The following is a 17,530-nucleotide window of genomic DNA, read 5'->3' on the forward strand; positions in this document are numbered from 1 at the left end:
TTACTGGTGTCAACGGTAGCGGAGACCGGCGACAACGCACGGCGGGGTGGCCTGGCGAAATCAGTGTTCGCTGTCCAGCATCGCCATCTGCTCGGCTGCGTACCGCTCGCCGGCGACGGCGTCGGCCGGTGCGGCCGCTTCGATCACGGCCAGCTCGTCCGGCGTGAGCGAGATCGCGAGCGCGCCGAGCGTCTCGTGGAGGCGCGTCCGGCTGCGCGCGCCGATGACCGGCACGATGTCCTCGCCGCGGCTCAGCGCCCAGGCGATCGCGAGCTGGGCGACCGAAACCTGTTTCGTGGCGGCGATATCGGCCAGAGCCTCGACCAAGCGCAGGTTCCGGGTGAGGTTTTCGCCCTGGAAGCGCGGGCTGTGGGCACGAAAGTCACCGGCCGTCGCCGGCCCGCCGTTGCGGAAGGTATCGCTGAGCAGCCCCCGCGACAGCACGCCGTAAGCGGTGATGCCCGTGCCGAGTTGCCGTGCGACCGGGAGGATCTCCTTCTCGATACCGCGCGAGATGAGCGAGTACTCGATCTGCAGGTCGGCGATCGGATGCACGGCGGCGGCACGCCGCAACGTGTCGGCGCCGATCTCGGAGAGTCCGACGTGCCGGACGTACCCCGCCTCGACGAGTTCGCCGATGGCGCCGACGGTGTCCTCGATCGGCACCTCGGGATCCAGGCGCGCGGGCCGGTAGATGTCGATGTGGTCGACGCCGAGTCGAGTCAGTGTGTAGGTGAGGAAGTTGCGCAGTGCGGCCGGACGCCCGTCGAAGCCGCCCCATGTTCCGCCCGGCCCGCGCAGCGCACCGAACTTCACGCTGAGCACCACGTCCTCGCGGGCGCGTTCGGCGATGGCCTTGCCGATCAGCATCTCGTTGTGGCCCGCGCCGTAGAAGTCGCCGGTGTCGATGAGGTTGATGCCCGCGTCGATGGCGGCGTGGACGGTCGCGACCGATTCACGGTCGTCGGAGGCGCCGTACATCCCGGACATGCCCATCGCGCCGAGGCCGATGCGGCTGACCCGGGGGCCGGTGTCGCCGAGGACGACGGTGGGGATCTGTGAGTTCGTCATGCTTCGAGCCTGCGCCGCGAACGCCGGTCGCGGCAGAGATCGTTCATCGGGGGATCGCCGGTCCCTGGCTGGGCGCCGCCGCGAAGCGCACCATGGAGACATGGACCGATCCGAGCTGGCCGACTTCCTGCGCCGTCACCGGGAACTGCTCACCCCCGCCGACGTGGGCCTGCCCCCTGGCGTGCGCCGACGCACGCCCGGTCTGCGGCGCGACGAGGTGGCTCTGCTCACCGGCATGTCGACCGACTACTACACCCGCCTCGAACAGGCGCGTGGTCCACGCCCGTCCACCCAGGTCCTCGCCGCGCTGGCTCGCGCGCTGCGCCTGAGTGCCGACGAGCGCGACCACCTGTTCCATCTGTGCGGCCACCCGTCACCGGACCGTGGGCTGCGCGACAAGCACGTGGGCCCCGGGCTGCTGCACATGCTGGACAAACTCGACGACGTGCCCGCCGCTGTGATCACCGACCTCGGCGAGGTCCTCGTGCAGAACCGCATGCACAGCCTGCTGGCCGGTGACCACAGCACCCGCAGCGGCCTCGATCGCTTCTATTCCTGGCGCTGGTTCACCGACCCGTCGGCCAGAACGCTGTTCCCCGAATCGGATTGGTCCCGCATGAGCCGCAGCCATGTGGCCGATCTGCGTGCCACCGCGGCACGTCGCGCCGACGATGCCGAGGTCACCGGCTTCATCAGCGAGTTACGCGGCAACAGTGCGGAATTCGAAGAGCTGTGGAACGAACACGAAGTCGCCGTGCGGATCTCCGACACCAAACAGTTCCTGCACCCGGAAATCGGCCTGATCGATACGATCTGCGAGACCCTGCTCACCCCGAACGCGGCCCAGCGACTGCTGGTCTATCTGCCGCGTCCGGGCACCGACGCGGCGGAGAAGATGGCACTGCTGCGCGTGATCGGCACTCAACTCCTCAGTCCGACACCCTGATTCAGGGCGCCCCGGTGACATAGGCCAGCGCGGTGTCGATCGCGGGCTGACCGCCTGCCAGCGCGTACCCGGCGAGCGCGCCGATCGCCGCGCCCGCCACGGTGGCGACCGGGACGGTGATGAAGTCCAGGATGAACAGGCCGAGCGGGAAGCCGAGAACGAAACCGATGGCGGCCCCGATGGCGGCGCCTTCGATGATCTTCGGTTGCAGGCGTTGGGTTTCGGCGAAGAAGCGTTCCTGTGCGCTGATGTCGCGCACCGGTGTGGTGGATTCGCTGATCGGGGTGAGGGTCAGGCCGGTGCCCTTCTCGTCGATCGACGGCGTGAGCGGCACCGCGTGCGTGCCGACGCGCACGACCATCGGCAGCGCCGCGAGAACCGCCCCCGATTCGTCGGTGACCGCGACGACTTTCGCGTCGTGGACGAGCTGGAACCGCCCCGTGTCGATGGTGGTGACCACCGCGCGCCGGTCATCGGTCGCGCTCACCTGGTAGTTCACGCCCTTGTCGACCCCGCGCAGCGAGGGCGCCTCGACCGGCTGCTCGGCGACTATCGGGGCGGGCTCGGCGTACCCGTTCCCGGCTGCCGCCACGATGATCCCCATCGCGAGCAGTGCCGCCCCGACCCCAGTGCCGATCCTCATCCCGCAAGCCTCCTGCTGCTCCACCAGGGTCCGATTCGCCCCGTTCGTCGCGGCAAACCTAGCTGTTGCGGCCCCGTTCGGAAAGTCCACAGCCGGTGGGGCAGGGACGGATCAGCGCCGCGCGTTCGACGATTCGACGCCGGTCTGTGGACGTCGGGCGAACTCCGGCGCGTGCTCGGGGCGCAGCCCGATGCCGCCGAGGTAGGCGGTGATCCCGGCGAGCGCGGGCACGGCGTCGACGACACGCAACGGCAGTGGCGCGGTGTGCAGGGTTCCCCGCAACGCGGGCGCGATGAGCAGGTCGTGTTCGCCGCGCTGGGATCGCTGGGTGAAGCTCGCGGGCAGCATCCGCCTGCGCTGCACCTTTTCCAGGTCGGCGGTCTGCACGGTGCCGTCGAGCAGCGGCTGGGCCAGGATGCGCGCGGCCGCGACGGCGTCCTGCACCGCGAGGTTGACGCCGACCCCGCCGACCGGCGACATCGTGTGCGCGGCATCGCCGATGCACAGCAGGCCGGGGACGTACCACCGGTCGAGCATGCCCACCGTCACCTCGAGCAGCGCGACGTCGTCCCAGGTCCGGATCGCCGCGGTCGCCTCGGTGGACCAGCCGAAGAGTTCGGTGACGCGTTCACGCAACCACCGCACGTCGTGCGCGGCGCGAAGCTCAGCGTCACAGCCCTTTTCGATGATGTAGCCGGTCTGGTAGTAGTCGCCGCGGTCGATGGCCACCGCGGAGTTGCCGCTGGTGAAGCGGGCCTGCACGGCACCGCCGTCGATGTCGTCTTCCGCTTTCGGGATGCGGAAGAACCACATGTCCATCGGCACGTCCTCCATGCGCTGCCGCAGCCCCGCGGCCTCGCGCGTCACGGAATCGCGTCCGTCACAGGCGATCACGAGATCGGCGCGCAGGGCGTGTTCGACGCCGTCGGCATCGAGATAGCGCACGCCTGCCACCCGGCCCGCCTCGTCGATCAGTCCGGTCGCGGTCGAGCGCATCCGCAGGGTGAAGCTCGGTTCCTCGGCCGCGGCACTGGTGAGCAGGTCGAGGAAGTCCCATTGCGGCACCATGGCGATGTGCCGGTACTTGCCGGGAATTCGGGTGAGATCGGCCGCGACCACCATGCGGTCGCCCGCGTACATGCACATCCGGGTGAGCTCGGACCGCGGCAACCGGGCGAACTCGGCGCCGAGCCCCAGTTCGTCGATCAGCCGCACCGTCGACGGGTGCACCGTGTCGCCGCGGAAATCCCGCAGGAAGTCGGCGTGTTTTTCCAGCACGGTCACCTCGACGCCCGCTCTGGCGAGCAGCAGGCCTGCCATCGTGCCCGCGGGGCCACCGCCGACGATGCAACAGGTGGTCGTGTCCATCAATGTTCCCCCTCGATGATTCCCGCCAGGTTCTACGACAAAGCGTAGTAGTGAATCCCTCGGCCCGTCCAGGGTTTTCCGAAAGGGGGTTGACCGGATGACGTCGCCACGCAATACTGAACTAGATGGTTCAGTATGACTTCCTAGACGCCTCGTTCGGGGCGCTCGCGGACCCCACACGGCGGGGCATCCTCGAGCAGCTCGGGCGTGGGCCCGCGAGTGTCAGCGAGTTGGCCGAGCGCTTCGAGATGACCTTGACCGGCATCAAGAAGCACATCGGTCTGCTCGAGGACGCGGGCATGGTGGTCACCGAGAAGCGTGGGCGGGTGCGGTACTGCCGGATCTGTGAGCACGTCTTCGATCGTGAGGTGGCCTGGATGCAGGGTTATCGGCAGATGCTCGAAGCCCGGATGGACCGTCTCGGTGAATTCCTGCAACGAACGGAGCCAGAGCAATGAGCACAACCACCAACGACGCCGTCATCACCTCCACCTCGGACCGCGAAGTCCACATCGAACGCGATTTCGACGCGCCACTGGACCGGGTCTGGGACGCCTACAGCCGCATCGAGCAGCTCTCACGCTGGTGGGGTCGCGGCCATGTGGTCGACGTCGAGCGCTGGGAGTTCCGCAAGGGCGGCCACTGGCGTTTCGTCGAACACGACGGCGACGAGTCCTACGGGTTCGAGGGCCGCTTCCGCGAGATCACCCCGAAGGAACGCATCGTGCAGTCCTTCGAGTGGGACGGCATGCCCGCCCATATCTCCATCGACTCCACCACCTTCATCGATCTCGGCGACGGCCGCACCCGGGTCGCCACCGACAGCATCTTCCACACGGCCGAGGAATGCGCGGGCATGCTGGCCTCTGGCATGGAGGGCGGTCTCAACGACAGCTACCGCGCCCTCGACGCCCTGCTCGCCGCAGGTCGCTGAGCGCGCCCACCCGGTGCGGCGCTGGGGAGCCCGCATCGGGTGCAGGCGGCCGATTCAGCTCGCGTACAGGCTGATTCGGGACTGCGTCGACCTCGGTGCCGGGTCAGCGGTGACTGCAGCCGGTCGCTCGTTTGCGCGGCTTCAAGCGCAACGGCGGTAGCGGCGGGGCAGGTATCCGCTCGTCGGGGATGTGGCCGACGACCGTGGGAAAGCGGCTGGTGTCGCGGGCTTCCCACGCGTCGCGGGCATCGACGATCTCGTCGTGACTGCGGGCGACGAAGTTCCACCACATCACCAACTCTTCGGCGAAGGGTTCGCCGCCGACCAGCGCGAAATGCGCACCCTCGGCACTGGACAGCCGCAGCTCGGCGCGGTCGGTACCCAGGTACAGCAGCGGTCCAGGGGTGAGATCGGTGCCGTCGACCGTCACCGTGCCCGCGATCACCAGCACCGCGTGCTCGAACGCGAGCTCCAGCGGCAGCCGCACCTCGGCACCGGGATCGAGCACGATGTCGGCCCCGACGATCGGTGTGTAAGCCTTCGCCGGCGAGGCGACACCACCCAGCGCGCCGATCAGCACAGTGGCGCGCAGGCCCGGTTCCGCGTAGATCGGCAGTTCACGATGCTGTTCGAAATGGGGATCGACGCCCGTCGCACTGCCGGGCAGCGCGATCCACAGCTGAAGGCCGTTGGCCGACTCGGCGCCGGGCACACCGAACTCCGAGTGCGCGATGCCGCGACCGGAGGTCATCAGGTTCAGCTGACCCGGTTCGATCACCACGTCGGAGCCCACCGAATCACGATGCCGGATGCGGCCGTCGAGCGGCCAGGTCACCGTCTGCAAGCCGATGTGGGGGTGGGGCAAGATGTCGGGGGAGGCGCCGGCCTCGGTCGTGGTGGCCGAACCGAACCGGTCGAGGAAGCACCACGCACCCACGGTCGGCAGATCCCGTTGCGGCAGAGTGCGTTCCACGTACACCCCGCGCACCCCGCCGAGCGGGACCTCCCTGGCCGGATACAACTCGGCGATCGGGCCCGGACGCGGCGACGGCTCACACAGCGCCTCGTCCGGGTCGATCTCCATGTCGCTCATCCGGTGATGCCCTTGCCCACCACGTGCGCGTCGTACTCGGGGTGCTTGTCCAGCCAGCCACGAATGAACGGGCAGTGCGCGGTGATGGTGCGCCCGCGCGCGATCACGTCCTCGACGGCTTGGCGGGCGAGTACGCCGCCGAGTCCCTTGCCCGCGAACGCGTCATCGATCTCGGTGTGGATGAAATCGGTGTCGTTGTCGCGCTCGATGTATTCGGCGAAGCCGGCGAGCTCATCGTCGAAGAACACGTCGTAGCGGTTCTTCTCGACATTGCGCACGACGCGGCGCTGTGACTCTGCTGTCTCGGTCATCGGCAAACGCTCCTTCTGCACCGACGGCGGTGCGCTGAGGGTCGGCGCGCCCGTTGCGTCGACCGTGACGGTAATCAGAACCATTCGTCGGCCGCAGCCTATTCCGCGCGATCGTCGGTCGTCGCGGGACTCTATTCGCGTCCTGCAGAGGTGAACGTCATATCCGCGTACCGGCTGCCTGCCACCTGTTCGGCGATCGGCTCCACTGCCGCCAGTTCGTCCGCAGACAGGCGCACAGACGCCGCCGCCACGTTCTCGGCCAGTCTGGTCCGCTTGCGGGTGCCGGGAATCGGCACCACGGACAGGTTGTGCACACCCGCTCTCGCGTGTACCCACGCCAGTGCGACCTGGGCCTGGGTGATGTCGTGCGCGGCGGCGATCGCGGCCAGCGGTGCGAGCAACGCGGCGTTGTGCTGGGCGTTGTCGCCGGTGAAGCGGGGCTGGAACTTGCGGAAGTCCTGGTCGCTGAGCTCCGTCGCCGAGGTGAAAGCACCGGTGAGAAAGCCGCGGCCCAGCGGCGAGTACGGCACGAACGCCACACCCAGTTCGGCCGCCGCGGGCACCGCAGTGCGCTCCACGTCGCGGGAGAACAGCGACCACTCCGACTGCAGGGCCGCGATCGGGTGCACCGCGTGCGCGGCGCGCAACTCGTCACCGGTCACCTCGGACAGTCCGAGCGCGCGCACCTTGCCCGCCGCGACGAGTTCGGCCATGGCGGCGACGGTCTCCTCGATCGGCACCCGCGGGTCGCGCCGGTGCATGTAGTACAGGTCGATCGTGTCGACGCCGAGCCTGCGCAGGCTGGCCTCGACCGACGCGCGGATGTAGGCGGGGGAGTTGTCGAAGCCGCGGAAGGACGGATCGTCGGCCTTGCGCACGATGCCGAATTTCGTGGCGATGAGCAGGTGTTCGCGGTTGGCCCGCACGAAATCGGCGAGGAATTCCTCGTTGTGGCCGGATCCGTACACATCGGCGGTGTCGAACAGGGTGACGCCGAGTTCGAGCGCGTGGTCGAGGGTGGCCCGAGATTCGGCCGCGTCGGTATCACCGTAGAACTCGCTGATGCCCATGCAGCCCAGCCCCTGGGTGCCGATCAGCGGTCCGCCTGCGCCCAGCGTCGTGGTCGGCAGTGTCGCGGTGGTGCTCATGTGTCGCTTCCTTCGCTCGTGTGCACGGTGATCGTGGCGGGACGGACCACATCCGATCGGCCTTCGTAGACGGCGATCTTGTAGTCGAGAACGGCCACGGTCTGTTGCAGCTCCGCGATCTTGTCGAGCACGTCGGATCTGGTCTGCCGGAACATCTCCAACCGATCCGGGTAGGTCTGCTCGCCTGCCCGGACCAGTTCGGCGTAGCGGATCATGTCGGCCACCGGCATACCGGTGAGCCGCAGGCGGGCGATCAGCGCCAGCCACTCCAGGTCGCGGTCGCTGAACCGGCGGTTGCCGGTGTGATCGCGACCGACGTAGCTCATCAGCCCGATCCGCTCGTACCAGCGCAGGGTGTCGCGGCTCAGGCCCGATCGTTGCGCCACCTGGCCGATCGAATACCTCGGGCGCTCGTGCTCGTCGTCGCCGCTCTCGGCGCGCAGCGCCGCGTCCTGGTCCATCGTGCTCGTCCCTTCCCGTGGAACTTCCTAGACGCTATCCACCTGGAGTGCACTCCAAGCAAGGCCTATTCTCCCGGGACGAGCGAAGTCAGCTGTAGTTCGGCAGCTCCTGGATGGCCCACTTGTTGCCGTCGGGGTCGGCGAAGAAGGTGAACCGTCCCCAGCCCATGTCCTCGACGGGGGTGGCCGCCACACCCGCGGCGATCAGCTGTTCATAGGCCTTGTCGGCGCTGGCCACGACCATCTGCATGCCCTCGACGCTGCCCGGCGCGGCACTGGTGAGCCCGCGTCCGATACAGATCGAACACCCCGAACCCGGCGGCGTGAGCTGCACGAATCGGATCTCCGGGGACGGTGTGTGGTCGTGATCGGCGTTGAAGCCGATGCTGGTGTAGAAATCCTTGGCCCGGTCGACATCGGTGACCGGGATGGCAACGAGTTCGATTTTCCAATCCATGTGGTCGAGCATGACACGGTGGTCCGACGGAAACGTAGTGTGGATCACATGGCTGGTAAGGACATCGACCGCGTCAGGGCCCGCTCGGCTTGGGAAACGGTCAAGGAGAGCCCGGTGATCACCGCTATCGCGGTGGCCCCGGTGGTACTCGTGCTCGGCGTGGTCTGGGCGCTGACGAACGGATTCGTCGCGTTCGTGCTCCTCGCGCTGCTGGGGGTGGGCATCGTCATCGGCGGAAAGCTGCTCAAATGAGGCGCACCGAGTGAAGTCAGCGCGGGACGTGGAACGTCGTGAGTTCGCCCGTGCCGGGGCCGAGCTGTGCCCACGGCCGATCGAATTCGAGCACGGCCAGCGCCGAGGTGGGGAACTTGCGGCTGAGTTCGGTCGCTTGTTCGGATTCGCGGTTGCCCGCCAGTTCCCACGCGGTCCAGGGAATGCCGGGCACATGGCCGACGATGAGCAGCGTCGAGATCGTGTCGTCGGTGAGCCCGATCAGTTCCATGAGGGTGTGCGGGTTCGCGTCGTAGATGTCGTCGGTGTACTCGACGGGCGCGGTGATGCCGGTGGCCGCCAGGGTTTGTCTGGTGCGCTCGGCCGTCGAGCAGCGCACCGCGTCGATCGGCGGCGCGGCGGCGCGCAACCAGTCCCCGGCCAGCGCCGCTTCGCGTTCGCCACGCGGTGCCAGCGGGCGCGCGTGGTCGTCGACGTTGTCGGGATAGGCCGATTTTCCGTGCCGCATCAGGATCAGGGTCGCCACCATGGGACCACCGTAATGCCGGGCAGCGGTGAGGTAGCAGTCACACTCGAGGCACACTGAAAGCTGCGTCACCATCGATGGGTTCGTGGTTCACCCGCCACGGGCCCTGCTGGGGGCGTCTCGAGCCACCGACCACACATTTCGAGGATCTGCACCTATGGCCTACGTCATCACGCAGCGTTGTTGCAACGACGCCAGCTGCGTCACCGAATGCCCGGTCGACTGCATCCGCCCGACTCCGGATCAACCGGAGTTCGCCACGGCGGAGATGTTGTACATCGACCCTGACACCTGCATCGACTGCGGTGCCTGCGTTGACGCATGCCCGGTGGACGCGATCTTCTCCGAGGATGACCTGCTGGCCTCGCTGTCCAGATACCGCGAGATCAACGCCGCCTACTTCCAGCGTCACCCGCTCGAGTCGAACTTCGACCCGCTGAGCACGCCGGTCCGCCCGCCCAAGAGTCTGGGCACGCTGCGCGTCGCGATCGTCGGCGCGGGCCCCGCGGCCTGCTACGCCGCCGACGAGCTGCTGCGGCGCAGCGATGTCGAGGTCGAGATGTTCGACCGGCTGCCGACCCCGTGGGGTCTGGTGCGCGCGGGCGTCGCTCCCGATCACGCGGGCACCAAGGGCGTCGCCGAGATGTTCGAGTCGGCGTTCCGCCGCGACACGCTGCAGTACTACCTCAATGTCGAGGTCGGTGAGCACATCGATCACCAGGAGCTCCTCGACCACCACCACGCGGTGATCTACGCCGTCGGCGCCTCGAGCGACCGCTCGCTCGACATCCCCGGCGAGGACCTGCCCGGCAGCCACTCGGCCACCGAGTTCGTGGCCTGGTACAACGGCCACCCCGACTTCGCCGAGCGTGAGTTCGACCTGTCCGGTGAGCGTGCGGTGATCGTCGGCAACGGCAACGTGGCCCTCGATGTGGCGCGCGTGCTCACCGGCGACCCGGACGAGCTCGCCAAGACCGACATCGCCGACCACGCGCTGGACGCCCTGCGGCGCAGCAACATTCGCGAGGTCGTGATCCTCGGACGGCGTGGCCCGCTGCAAGCGGCCTACAGCTCGCCGGAGTTCCTGGCGCTCACTCACCGCAAGGGCGTCGATGTGATCGTCGACCCCGCCGATATCGAACTCGACCCGCACAGCCGCGCGTTGCTCGACGATCCGAACATCGAACCCTCGTTGCGCCTGAAGTACGAGCTCGCGCAAGAGTATTCGACCGCGAAGCCCGACCTGTCGAACAAGCGGATCGTGTTCCGCTACCTCGCCGCGCCGACCGCTGTGCACGGTACCGACGCGGTCACCGCGATCGAGTTCGCGCACAACGAATTGACCGAGGAGAACGGGCAATTGGTGGCCACCGCCACCGATCGCACCGAGACCATCGAGACCGGACTGGTGCTGCGCTCGATCGGCTACCGCGGCGAACCCGTCGCCGGACTGCCCTTCGACGAGCGCCGTGGCACCGTGCCGAGCGAGCGCGGCCGGGTCATCGACGCCACCGAGCCCGTCCCCGGCGTCTACGTCTCCGGCTGGATCAAGCGCGGCCCGCGCGGGGTGATCGGCTCCAACCGGGTCGACGCCGAGGAAACCGTGGAAGCGGTGATCGCCGACTTCATCGCGGGCAAACTCGCCGCGCCGACCGGCGACCGCGCCGCGCTGCGCGCACTGCTCGCGCAGCGCCAGCCCGATCTGGTCGACCGCAAGGGCTGGAAGACCATCGACCAGGCCGAGAAGACCGCGGGCAAGGCGGCAGGTAGGCCGCGGGTCAAGTTCACCACCCGCGCCGACCTGCTCAAAGCAGCCAAGGGCTGAGCGATGACCCCGGCGCCCGCTGCGGCGCCGGGGCACGCCGCGTCGTCGCGGAAACTACTGGGGTAGCGGCATGATCCGGACGACGGTCGTGGTGACGCCCCCGACCACGAACCACAGCCGCAGCACCATCTGCCCGGTCCGGTCGCCCGGTTCGTGGCGGGCGCGCACGGTGATGTGCTCGCGGGCCAGCACCGGCGCCACGTACTCGATCACGGCACGATGCGGTCCGGCGACCAGCTTCGGGAAGTCGACCAGGAACTGTTCGACCGCCTGCCAGTAGCAGGCGTTGTTGACGTGGTTGTACTGGTCGATATCGGTCGCCCGTACCGGGAACGGCAGGTCGGCGTCGGATTCGCGCGGCGCCGGATCGGTGAGATAGGGCCGCCAGCGCAGGCGATGCTCGTCGGTGGACCGGGCCAGGTAGGCCAGGCCGTCGTCGCTGATCCGGGCGGGCAGATTGCTCGACTCGCTGAGGTTGATCCAGAAGCCCTCGGTCTCGATCAACCCGCCGCGTTCGCTGGTGATCCGCGTGCGCATATTCGTCCACCGGGTGGACATCGACGAACACCAGCGCTCGAGATGCACGTGATCGGGCCACACGACCGGGCGGATCACGTCGATGACGGTGCGGCGCACGATCCAGGTGGGGTCGGTGAGGTGCAGCGCCGTCTGGTTGAGTTCGTCCCAGGCGATGTCGGACAGGTAGCGCGCCACGGCGTCCAGGCGCAGTCGTTGATAAGGATCCACGTCGCCGGCCCGGACGGGCCACGCCGTGGCGAAACCCGTGCCCTCCTCGGGAAGCGGGGCCAGTGGCTGATCGAGTGACACGTGTGCTCCTTGCGCGACACACCAGTGCGTCGCGACTTCTTGCGTAGTTCTGTAGACGACTTTACGGGTCGCAGATCACACCCTCGCGCCGAGTCGGGACTAGCGGTAGCAGGTGTGGGTCACCAAGGGGGCGCCGGCGGGGTTGTCCTACATGACAGACCTATCCGCGCCCAGGTAGCCTGCTGTAATGGCCGGCGGAGCGATGGCGGGCTCGATGTTCGGGCGCTATGAAATTCGCAGACTTCTCGGAGTCGGCGGTATGGGGGAGGTCTACGAGGCATACGACACGTCCAAGAATCGTGTTGTCGCCCTCAAGATGCTCAACCGTGAACTCGCCGGTGATCCCACCTTCGTGCAGCGCTTCCGCCGCGAGTCGCGGGCCATGGCGAGCGTGCAGGAACCGCACGTCATCCCGGTGCACGACTGGGGCGAGGTCGATGGCGTTCTCTATATCGACATGCGCCTGGTCAAGGGTGTCGACCTCAAGGAGCGGCTGCAGCAGTACGGCAGGCTCACGCCGGTCGAGGCGGTGCAGGTGGTCGAGCAGATCGCGTTCGCGCTCGACGCCGCGCACGAGGTGGGCCTGGTCCATCGCGACGTGAAACCGGGCAACATCCTGCTCACCGGCAACCTGTTCGCCTACCTGGTCGACTTCGGCATCGCCCACACCGCCACCGACCCGCAGCTCACCAGCGCGGGCAGCGCGGTCGGCTCGATGGCGTACATGGCGCCGGAGCGGTTCGAGAGTGTGCCGATGTCGCCGTCGGTGGACACCTACGCGCTCACCTGTGTCCTCTACGAATGCCTGGTCGGCCGGGTGCCGTACCCGGTGAACAGTCTCGCGGGCGCGATCGGCTCGCATCAGATGGCGCCCGCCCCACGCCCCAGCGCCGCCGACGCCACGCTGACCACCTTCGACCCGGTCGTCGAGCGGGGCATGGCCAAGCGCCCCGACCAGCGCTACGCGACCCCCGTCGACCTGGCCCGGGCTGCCAGAGCCGCGCTGATCCAAGCCGAACGCTCCACTCCCGCCACGGTATCCGGACCCCGGATCGAGATCACCGGCCCGCAGACACCGCCGAGCCGGGTCGGCGATCTCGCTGCTCCGCCGACGACCCGCGGCTCGGCCGTCGTCCCCGCCGACTCGCAACCCCCGCCGACTCGCGACTCCGCGGCCCTGTCGCCCGATTCGCCCCCGACCCGGGATTCCGCGGCGCTGGTCCGTGACTCGCAGTCGCGCCCGATGATCCACGGCGCGGCAGCCTATTCCGCCGGACCGTATTCGACGCCCCGCGTGACGGGCCCGCAATCCGCCGGACCGCAGCCGACGCGCCGGGTGACCGGACCCCAACCGGCGGGCGCGTATCGGGCAGCGACGCACGAGCCCACGGTCCTGCGCGCCGCACCCGGTGTGACCGGTCCCGGCCAGGGGAGTGGCTACACCCATCCGTCGGCACCGCTACCGATTCCCCCGCAACGTCATTCGGCGACGCCCGTGCTGGCCGGTGCGCTGGGTTCGCTGATCGTGTTGGCGGCGGTCGGTATTGGTGTGTGGTTCATGATGACCGTCGACGACCGCCGCGATGTGGCCGTCCCGCCCGCGTCCGGCGTCATCGATCCCTCGGTCATCGAGACCGTCAGCCAGACGGTCCCCACCACAGAACAATCGCCGATCACGACCACTGTCCCCCCGCTGCAATCGAGTGTCTCCGGCGCCGACGGCCAAGGCTTCCTGAACGCGGGCCCGCGGTGCAACGACAACGACGCCGCGATGTCCATCGCCCGCACCACCAGATCGCGTGTCGTCATCTGTCACACCGGCGACCAGCGGTACTACTACAAGGGTGTACGCGTCAGCGACGGCGCCGGGATCGAACTCGATGATCCGGTACCGAACGGCGCGGGCGCGTACACCGTGACCAACCCGACCGACGGCACCCAGTACCAGCTCGACTCATCCGGTCTGACGATCATCAAGGCCGGTTCGGTGCTCGCCAGCGAGCCGGTGACCGAGTTCGCCCATCGTTGATCCCGTCGCCGGGTTATGTTCGCGGGTGAATGTCATCAAGAGAGGTGTCGAAAATGCGCGCAGCCCAGGTCGGCAAGTTGGACGGACCGTCGGCGATCGAGATCGTCGATCTGCCCGAGCCGGTGGCCTATCCGGGTGGTGTGCTGATCGACGTGCACGCCGCGGGCATCGCCTTCCCCGACGTGCTGATGACGCGCGGTCTCTACCAGATGAAGCCGGGTCTGCCGTTCGTCGTCGGCGGCGAGGTGGCCGGTGTCGTGCGCGAGGCGCCGCAGGGTTCGTCGCTGCGCCCCGGTGACCGGGTCGCCGCGTTGACCATGCTCGGCAACGGCGTCGCCGAGGTGGCGGTCTCGCCGGAACACGCCGTGTTCGTCCTGCCCGACAACGTCTCTCTCGAAGCGGGCGCGGGCGTGCTGTTCAACGACCTCACCGTCCACTTCTGCCTGACCAAGCGCGCCAGGATGGCCGAGGGCGAGACGGTGCTGGTGCACGGCGCGGCAGGCGGTATCGGCACCTCCACGCTGCGCATGGCCAAGGCGCTCGGCGCGGGCCGGGTGATCGCGGTGGTCAGCACCGATGCGAAAGCCCAGGTGGCCAAGGCCAACGGCGCCACCGATGTGGTGCTGACCGACGGCTGGCTCGCCGCGGTGAAGGACCTGACGGACGGTCGTGGCGTCGATATCGTCCTCGACCCGGTCGGCGGCGACCGCTTCACCGACAGCGTGCGCTCCCTGGCCGGCGGCGGCCGACTGCTGGTCGTGGGCTTCACCGCGGGCGAGATCCCGACGGTGAAGGTGAACCGCCTGCTGCTCAAGAACGTCGAGGTCGTCGGCGCGGCCTGGGGCGAATGGGTGATGTCGCACCCCACCTACCTCGCCGAGCAGTGGGCCGAGATCGCCCCGCTGCTGGCCTCCGGCGCGATTCCGGCTCCCGATCCGGTGCTATACCCGCTGGAGAGCACCGCCGAAGCCGTTGCGGCATTGGATAACCGGACCGCCACCGGCAAGGTGGTCGTGCAGCTGCGCTGACCGCGCCGACTGTCACAGGTCGGCGGTAGTGTCGGCGGATCATCGCGGGTCGACGAAGGAAACCGAATGCAGCTGTCGAACAGAACGCTCAACCGGACGTTGCTGGCCCGCCAGCATCTGCTGGAGCGCTCGACGCTGACCACCGACCAGATGTGCGAGCACCTGGTCGGCTTGCAGGCCCAGGACGTACCGCCGCCGTTCATCGGCTTGTGGAGCCGGATAACCGATTTCGATCCGGCGACGGTATCGAAGGGCCTCGATGACCGGTCGCTCGTGCGGATCACCTTGATGCGCGGCACGATTCATCTCGTCACGCCGTCGGATGCGTTGCGGATCGCGCCGCACATTCAGCCCGAGCTCGAGAAAGCCCCGTTCCGTAAGGGTTTCAACTACGGCGCGATGGTCGGGCTCGACCCCGACGAGGTGCGCGCGCACGGGGAGGCGGCGCTCGGTGACGAGCCGAAGTCGGCGGCCGACCTGCGCGCCGAAGCCGCTCGTCGCTACCCCGACCGCGACGCCGGTGCGGTTCTGCAGACGTGGCTGTACCAACTCCCCGTCCTGCAGACACCCCCGCGCGGCCGCTGGGGTGACAACAGCCGCCCGGTCTGGTCGCGAGTTCAGCCCTGGCTGGGCGCACCACTCGACCCGACCTACCCGGTGCCGGAGTTGATCCTGCGCTACCTGCGCGCCTTCGGCCCGGCGAGCACGATGGACATGCAGGCGTGGTCACGCCTGCCCGCCATGAAGAAGGCCGTCGCCGAACTCGGCGACCGGGTGCGCACCTACACCGACGCCCGCGGCCGCACCCTCTACGACGCGGCCGACCTCGAACTCGCCGATCCCGACCTGCCCGCCCCGGTCCGGCTGCTCGGCTGGTACGACAACGCGCTGCTGTCCCACCAGGACCGCGCGCGGATCACCGGCGACGACAACCCGCCGACCCTGCGGGCCTTCGCCACCAATGTCTCGCCGATCCTGATCGACGGTTTCGCGGCCGGGGTGTACAAGATCTTCGTCAAGTCCGGGACCGCGCGCCTGCGGATCAGCCCGGCCCGCCCGTGGACGAAAACCGAAGCGGCGCAGGTGGAAGCGGAAGCGAGCGCCTTGCTCGCCTTCCTCGAGGCCGAATCCGAACCCGTCGTCGAGATCCTCGAGCCCGGCGCCGACCTTCGCCCGTGACATCGCCTTAACGTCGAGGCAACAACGGCTTCCTAGGGTCGTCCCCACGACGTTCATGGCTGCAACGGACGACGTGCTCCGCTGAATCCGGCGAGCGAACCAGCCGCATCCCGAAAGAGGTGCGCGCATGGAATCTGTTGCGTCCGTAGTCATTACCGATGTCACCGTTTACACCGAGCAGGGCTGGGCGCCCGGCGAAGTCGTGATCGAAGACGGTGTGGTCATCGCCATGGGAGCCGCGCCCGAACACGCGGATCTGCCCCGTTTCGACGGCGGTGGTGGTTATCTGCTGCCGGGTTTCGTCAATACCCACACCCACCTGCAGCAGGCGGTTCTGCGCGGGGTCGGTGAGGGTCTGCCGCTGCTGGAATGGCTGCGCTGCGTCGGCGAACACACCGTGGCCGCCACCCCGGAGCGGACCTACCTCTCGGCGCTGGCAGGCGGCCTGGAACTGCTGCGCAGCGGCGTCACCACGGTCGTCGAACACATGTGGCCGAGCCCGTCCGACGAGATCCACCAGGCGATGATCCGCGCGCTGCGAGAGCTCGGCATCCGCGTGGTCCTCGGTCGCGGCATCGCCGACCGCGCCGACATCACCCGCAAATGGGGCCTCGACCCGCGCCTCATGCAACCACTCGACGAGGCGCTCGCCCACGTCGACGAACTCGACAAGCAACTGGTCGGCACCCGCATCACCACCGCTCTTGCCGTCCCCAACCCGCGCTGCCTCACCCCCGACGGCATGGCGGCCACCCGCGAGTACGCGCAGGCCGCCGGCAAAACGGTGTCGATACATGTTCTCGAGACCGCCACCGACGACGACATGTGCCGATTGCATGCGGGTGCCTCGGCCGTCGACTACCTCGACGCGAGCGGTTTCCTCTGGGACCGCACTCTGGCCGTGCACTGCGTCAACCTCGACGAGCACGGCCGTGAGGTCTTCGCCGAACGCGGTGTCGCCGTCTCCTACAACCCGGTTTCCAACATGCGCCTCGGCAGTGGCGTAGCCCCGGTTCCGGAGATGCTCGCCGCGGGCATCGATGTGACGCTCGGCGTCGACGGCGCCGCGAGCAACGACACTCAGGACATGCTGCTGGCCCTGCGTATCGGCGCATACCTGCAGCGTGCGGCCCACAAGAAGGCCGACTTGCTCGGTTTCGAAGAGATGCTGCGGATGGCGACCGGCGCCGCGGGCCGGGTGCTGGGCCGCCCTTCGCGCACCGGCATCGCCGTGGGCGACCGCGCCGACCTCACCCTGGTGCGCTTCGACCGCGACTTCGCCTGCCTGCCGGTTCTCGACCCCGGCGCCACCCTGCTCACCGCCGCGTCACCGCGCGTGATCGACACCGTGTGGGTCGACGGCGAGCCCGTGATCCGCGACGGCCTCAGCACCCGCGTCGATCATCAGGATCTCGCGCGACGTCTGATCCGCATGCGATGACTGTTAATCCA

The 17,530-nt window shown here is 68.4% G+C and carries 19 protein-coding genes; 9 read left to right on the top strand and 10 right to left on the bottom strand.

Annotated elements, in window-relative coordinates:
• Nucleotides 1-60: 60 nt before the first annotated feature.
• Nucleotides 61-1,071 carry an aldo/keto reductase gene (locus tag ACFVJ5_RS24110; protein ID WP_379223246.1) on the bottom strand — a complete coding sequence of 337 codons (1,011 nt, stop codon included), beginning with the start codon at nucleotides 1,069-1,071 and terminating at the stop codon, nucleotides 61-63.
• A 100-nt stretch (nucleotides 1,072-1,171) separates the two neighbouring features.
• Here ACFVJ5_RS24110 and ACFVJ5_RS24115 point away from each other — a divergent pair, with 100 nt between their 5' ends.
• Nucleotides 1,172-2,017, top strand: coding sequence for a helix-turn-helix transcriptional regulator (locus ACFVJ5_RS24115; RefSeq protein WP_379223248.1), 846 nt, complete (start codon nucleotides 1,172-1,174; stop codon nucleotides 2,015-2,017).
• A gap of 1 nt (nucleotide 2,018) precedes the next feature.
• Here ACFVJ5_RS24115 and ACFVJ5_RS24120 read toward each other — a convergent pair whose 3' ends face one another.
• Together ACFVJ5_RS24120 and ACFVJ5_RS24125 are read right to left on the bottom strand one after the other, a co-directional pair.
• Entirely contained in the window at nucleotides 2,019-2,660 is a 642-nt protein-coding gene (locus tag ACFVJ5_RS24120; protein ID WP_379223249.1) for a hypothetical protein, read from the bottom strand.
• A 111-nt stretch (nucleotides 2,661-2,771) separates the two neighbouring features.
• Entirely contained in the window at nucleotides 2,772-4,028 is a 1,257-nt protein-coding gene (locus ACFVJ5_RS24125) for an FAD-dependent oxidoreductase (RefSeq protein WP_379223251.1), read from the bottom strand.
• Nucleotides 4,029-4,153: 125 nt separating this feature from the next.
• Between ACFVJ5_RS24125 and ACFVJ5_RS24130 the strand changes: the two genes are divergently transcribed.
• On the top strand, nucleotides 4,154-4,486 hold the full coding sequence (locus ACFVJ5_RS24130) for a helix-turn-helix transcriptional regulator (protein WP_101465577.1): 333 nt from the start codon (nucleotides 4,154-4,156) through the stop codon (nucleotides 4,484-4,486).
• Nucleotides 4,483-4,962: an SRPBCC family protein gene (locus ACFVJ5_RS24135; protein WP_379223253.1), complete on the top strand. Its 480-nt coding sequence runs from the start codon at nucleotides 4,483-4,485 to the stop codon at nucleotides 4,960-4,962. The genes ACFVJ5_RS24130 and ACFVJ5_RS24135 overlap by 4 nt, the downstream gene beginning before the upstream one ends.
• 103 nt (nucleotides 4,963-5,065) lie before the next feature.
• Here ACFVJ5_RS24135 and ACFVJ5_RS24140 read toward each other — a convergent pair whose 3' ends face one another.
• From ACFVJ5_RS24140 to ACFVJ5_RS24160, 5 genes are all read right to left on the bottom strand, one after another.
• Nucleotides 5,066-6,055, bottom strand: a complete 990-nt coding sequence (locus ACFVJ5_RS24140) for a pirin family protein (protein ID WP_379223255.1) — start codon at nucleotides 6,053-6,055, stop codon at nucleotides 5,066-5,068.
• On the bottom strand, nucleotides 6,052-6,366 hold the full coding sequence (locus ACFVJ5_RS24145) for a GNAT family N-acetyltransferase (RefSeq protein ID WP_378634307.1): 315 nt from the start codon (nucleotides 6,364-6,366) through the stop codon (nucleotides 6,052-6,054). The genes ACFVJ5_RS24140 and ACFVJ5_RS24145 overlap by 4 nt, the downstream gene beginning before the upstream one ends.
• A 131-nt stretch (nucleotides 6,367-6,497) precedes the next feature.
• Nucleotides 6,498-7,514: an aldo/keto reductase gene (locus tag ACFVJ5_RS24150; protein WP_379223257.1), complete on the bottom strand. Its 1,017-nt coding sequence runs from the start codon at nucleotides 7,512-7,514 to the stop codon at nucleotides 6,498-6,500.
• Nucleotides 7,511-7,975 (bottom strand): MerR family transcriptional regulator, encoded by a 465-nt coding sequence (locus ACFVJ5_RS24155; protein ID WP_379223258.1) that lies wholly within the window; start codon nucleotides 7,973-7,975, stop codon nucleotides 7,511-7,513. Before ACFVJ5_RS24155 ends, ACFVJ5_RS24150 begins: the two co-directional genes overlap by 4 nt.
• Before the next feature lie 88 nt (nucleotides 7,976-8,063).
• Nucleotides 8,064-8,432 (bottom strand): VOC family protein, encoded by a 369-nt coding sequence (locus ACFVJ5_RS24160; protein ID WP_378634314.1) that lies wholly within the window; start codon nucleotides 8,430-8,432, stop codon nucleotides 8,064-8,066.
• 48 nt (nucleotides 8,433-8,480) lie between these two features.
• Between ACFVJ5_RS24160 and ACFVJ5_RS24165 the strand changes: the two genes are divergently transcribed.
• Nucleotides 8,481-8,684 (top strand): hypothetical protein, encoded by a 204-nt coding sequence (locus ACFVJ5_RS24165; RefSeq protein ID WP_379223260.1) that lies wholly within the window; start codon nucleotides 8,481-8,483, stop codon nucleotides 8,682-8,684.
• Between the two features lie 16 nt (nucleotides 8,685-8,700).
• Here the strand turns inward: ACFVJ5_RS24165 and ACFVJ5_RS24170 are convergent, their stop codons facing one another.
• Nucleotides 8,701-9,192: a SixA phosphatase family protein gene (locus tag ACFVJ5_RS24170; RefSeq protein WP_379223262.1), complete on the bottom strand. Its 492-nt coding sequence runs from the start codon at nucleotides 9,190-9,192 to the stop codon at nucleotides 8,701-8,703.
• 154 nt (nucleotides 9,193-9,346) lie between these two features.
• On the opposite strand from ACFVJ5_RS24170, the gene ACFVJ5_RS24175 reads away from it, so the two are divergent.
• Nucleotides 9,347-11,014, top strand: coding sequence for an FAD-dependent oxidoreductase (locus ACFVJ5_RS24175; protein WP_379223263.1), 1,668 nt, complete (start codon nucleotides 9,347-9,349; stop codon nucleotides 11,012-11,014).
• Between the two features lie 54 nt (nucleotides 11,015-11,068).
• Here ACFVJ5_RS24175 and ACFVJ5_RS24180 read toward each other — a convergent pair whose 3' ends face one another.
• Entirely contained in the window at nucleotides 11,069-11,842 is a 774-nt protein-coding gene (locus tag ACFVJ5_RS24180) for an acyl-[acyl-carrier-protein] thioesterase (RefSeq protein ID WP_379223265.1), read from the bottom strand.
• Between the two features lie 187 nt (nucleotides 11,843-12,029).
• Between ACFVJ5_RS24180 and ACFVJ5_RS24185 the strand changes: the two genes are divergently transcribed.
• From ACFVJ5_RS24185 to ACFVJ5_RS24200, 4 genes are all read left to right on the top strand, one after another.
• Complete coding sequence (locus ACFVJ5_RS24185; protein WP_379223267.1) at nucleotides 12,030-13,871, top strand: protein kinase; 1,842 nt, start codon at nucleotides 12,030-12,032, stop codon at nucleotides 13,869-13,871.
• A 53-nt stretch (nucleotides 13,872-13,924) separates the two neighbouring features.
• Complete coding sequence (locus ACFVJ5_RS24190) at nucleotides 13,925-14,899, top strand: NADPH:quinone oxidoreductase family protein (RefSeq protein WP_379223269.1); 975 nt, start codon at nucleotides 13,925-13,927, stop codon at nucleotides 14,897-14,899.
• Nucleotides 14,900-14,965: 66 nt separating this feature from the next.
• Nucleotides 14,966-16,078: a winged helix DNA-binding domain-containing protein gene (locus tag ACFVJ5_RS24195; RefSeq protein WP_379223270.1), complete on the top strand. Its 1,113-nt coding sequence runs from the start codon at nucleotides 14,966-14,968 to the stop codon at nucleotides 16,076-16,078.
• Between the two features lie 127 nt (nucleotides 16,079-16,205).
• Nucleotides 16,206-17,519, top strand: a complete 1,314-nt coding sequence (locus ACFVJ5_RS24200; protein WP_379223272.1) for an amidohydrolase family protein — start codon at nucleotides 16,206-16,208, stop codon at nucleotides 17,517-17,519.
• Nucleotides 17,520-17,530 lie beyond the last annotated feature (11 nt).

Source organism: Nocardia sp. NPDC127606, from assembly GCF_042671725.1.
Taxonomy (GTDB): Bacteria; Actinomycetota; Actinomycetes; order Mycobacteriales; family Mycobacteriaceae; genus Nocardia.

Bases quoted from the DNA above. Each gene is read 5' to 3' on its own strand.
- ACFVJ5_RS24110 (WP_379223246.1), bottom strand. From the start codon at position 1,071: ATGACGAACTCACAGATCCCCACCGTCGTCCTCGGCGACACCGGCCCC.
- ACFVJ5_RS24115 (WP_379223248.1), top strand. From the start codon at position 1,172: ATGGACCGATCCGAGCTGGCCGACTTCCTGCGCCGTCACCGGGAACTG.
- ACFVJ5_RS24120 (WP_379223249.1), bottom strand. From the start codon at position 2,660: ATGAGGATCGGCACTGGGGTCGGGGCGGCACTGCTCGCGATGGGGATC.
- ACFVJ5_RS24125 (WP_379223251.1), bottom strand. From the start codon at position 4,028: ATGGACACGACCACCTGTTGCATCGTCGGCGGTGGCCCCGCGGGCACG.
- ACFVJ5_RS24130 (WP_101465577.1), top strand. From the start codon at position 4,154: ATGGTTCAGTATGACTTCCTAGACGCCTCGTTCGGGGCGCTCGCGGAC.
- ACFVJ5_RS24135 (WP_379223253.1), top strand. From the start codon at position 4,483: ATGAGCACAACCACCAACGACGCCGTCATCACCTCCACCTCGGACCGC.
- ACFVJ5_RS24140 (WP_379223255.1), bottom strand. From the start codon at position 6,055: ATGAGCGACATGGAGATCGACCCGGACGAGGCGCTGTGTGAGCCGTCG.
- ACFVJ5_RS24145 (WP_378634307.1), bottom strand. From the start codon at position 6,366: ATGACCGAGACAGCAGAGTCACAGCGCCGCGTCGTGCGCAATGTCGAG.
- ACFVJ5_RS24150 (WP_379223257.1), bottom strand. From the start codon at position 7,514: ATGAGCACCACCGCGACACTGCCGACCACGACGCTGGGCGCAGGCGGA.
- ACFVJ5_RS24155 (WP_379223258.1), bottom strand. From the start codon at position 7,975: ATGGACCAGGACGCGGCGCTGCGCGCCGAGAGCGGCGACGACGAGCAC.
- ACFVJ5_RS24160 (WP_378634314.1), bottom strand. From the start codon at position 8,432: ATGGATTGGAAAATCGAACTCGTTGCCATCCCGGTCACCGATGTCGAC.
- ACFVJ5_RS24165 (WP_379223260.1), top strand. From the start codon at position 8,481: ATGGCTGGTAAGGACATCGACCGCGTCAGGGCCCGCTCGGCTTGGGAA.
- ACFVJ5_RS24170 (WP_379223262.1), bottom strand. From the start codon at position 9,192: ATGGTGGCGACCCTGATCCTGATGCGGCACGGAAAATCGGCCTATCCC.
- ACFVJ5_RS24175 (WP_379223263.1), top strand. From the start codon at position 9,347: ATGGCCTACGTCATCACGCAGCGTTGTTGCAACGACGCCAGCTGCGTC.
- ACFVJ5_RS24185 (WP_379223267.1), top strand. From the start codon at position 12,030: ATGGCCGGCGGAGCGATGGCGGGCTCGATGTTCGGGCGCTATGAAATT.
- ACFVJ5_RS24190 (WP_379223269.1), top strand. From the start codon at position 13,925: ATGCGCGCAGCCCAGGTCGGCAAGTTGGACGGACCGTCGGCGATCGAG.
- ACFVJ5_RS24195 (WP_379223270.1), top strand. From the start codon at position 14,966: ATGCAGCTGTCGAACAGAACGCTCAACCGGACGTTGCTGGCCCGCCAG.
- ACFVJ5_RS24200 (WP_379223272.1), top strand. From the start codon at position 16,206: ATGGAATCTGTTGCGTCCGTAGTCATTACCGATGTCACCGTTTACACC.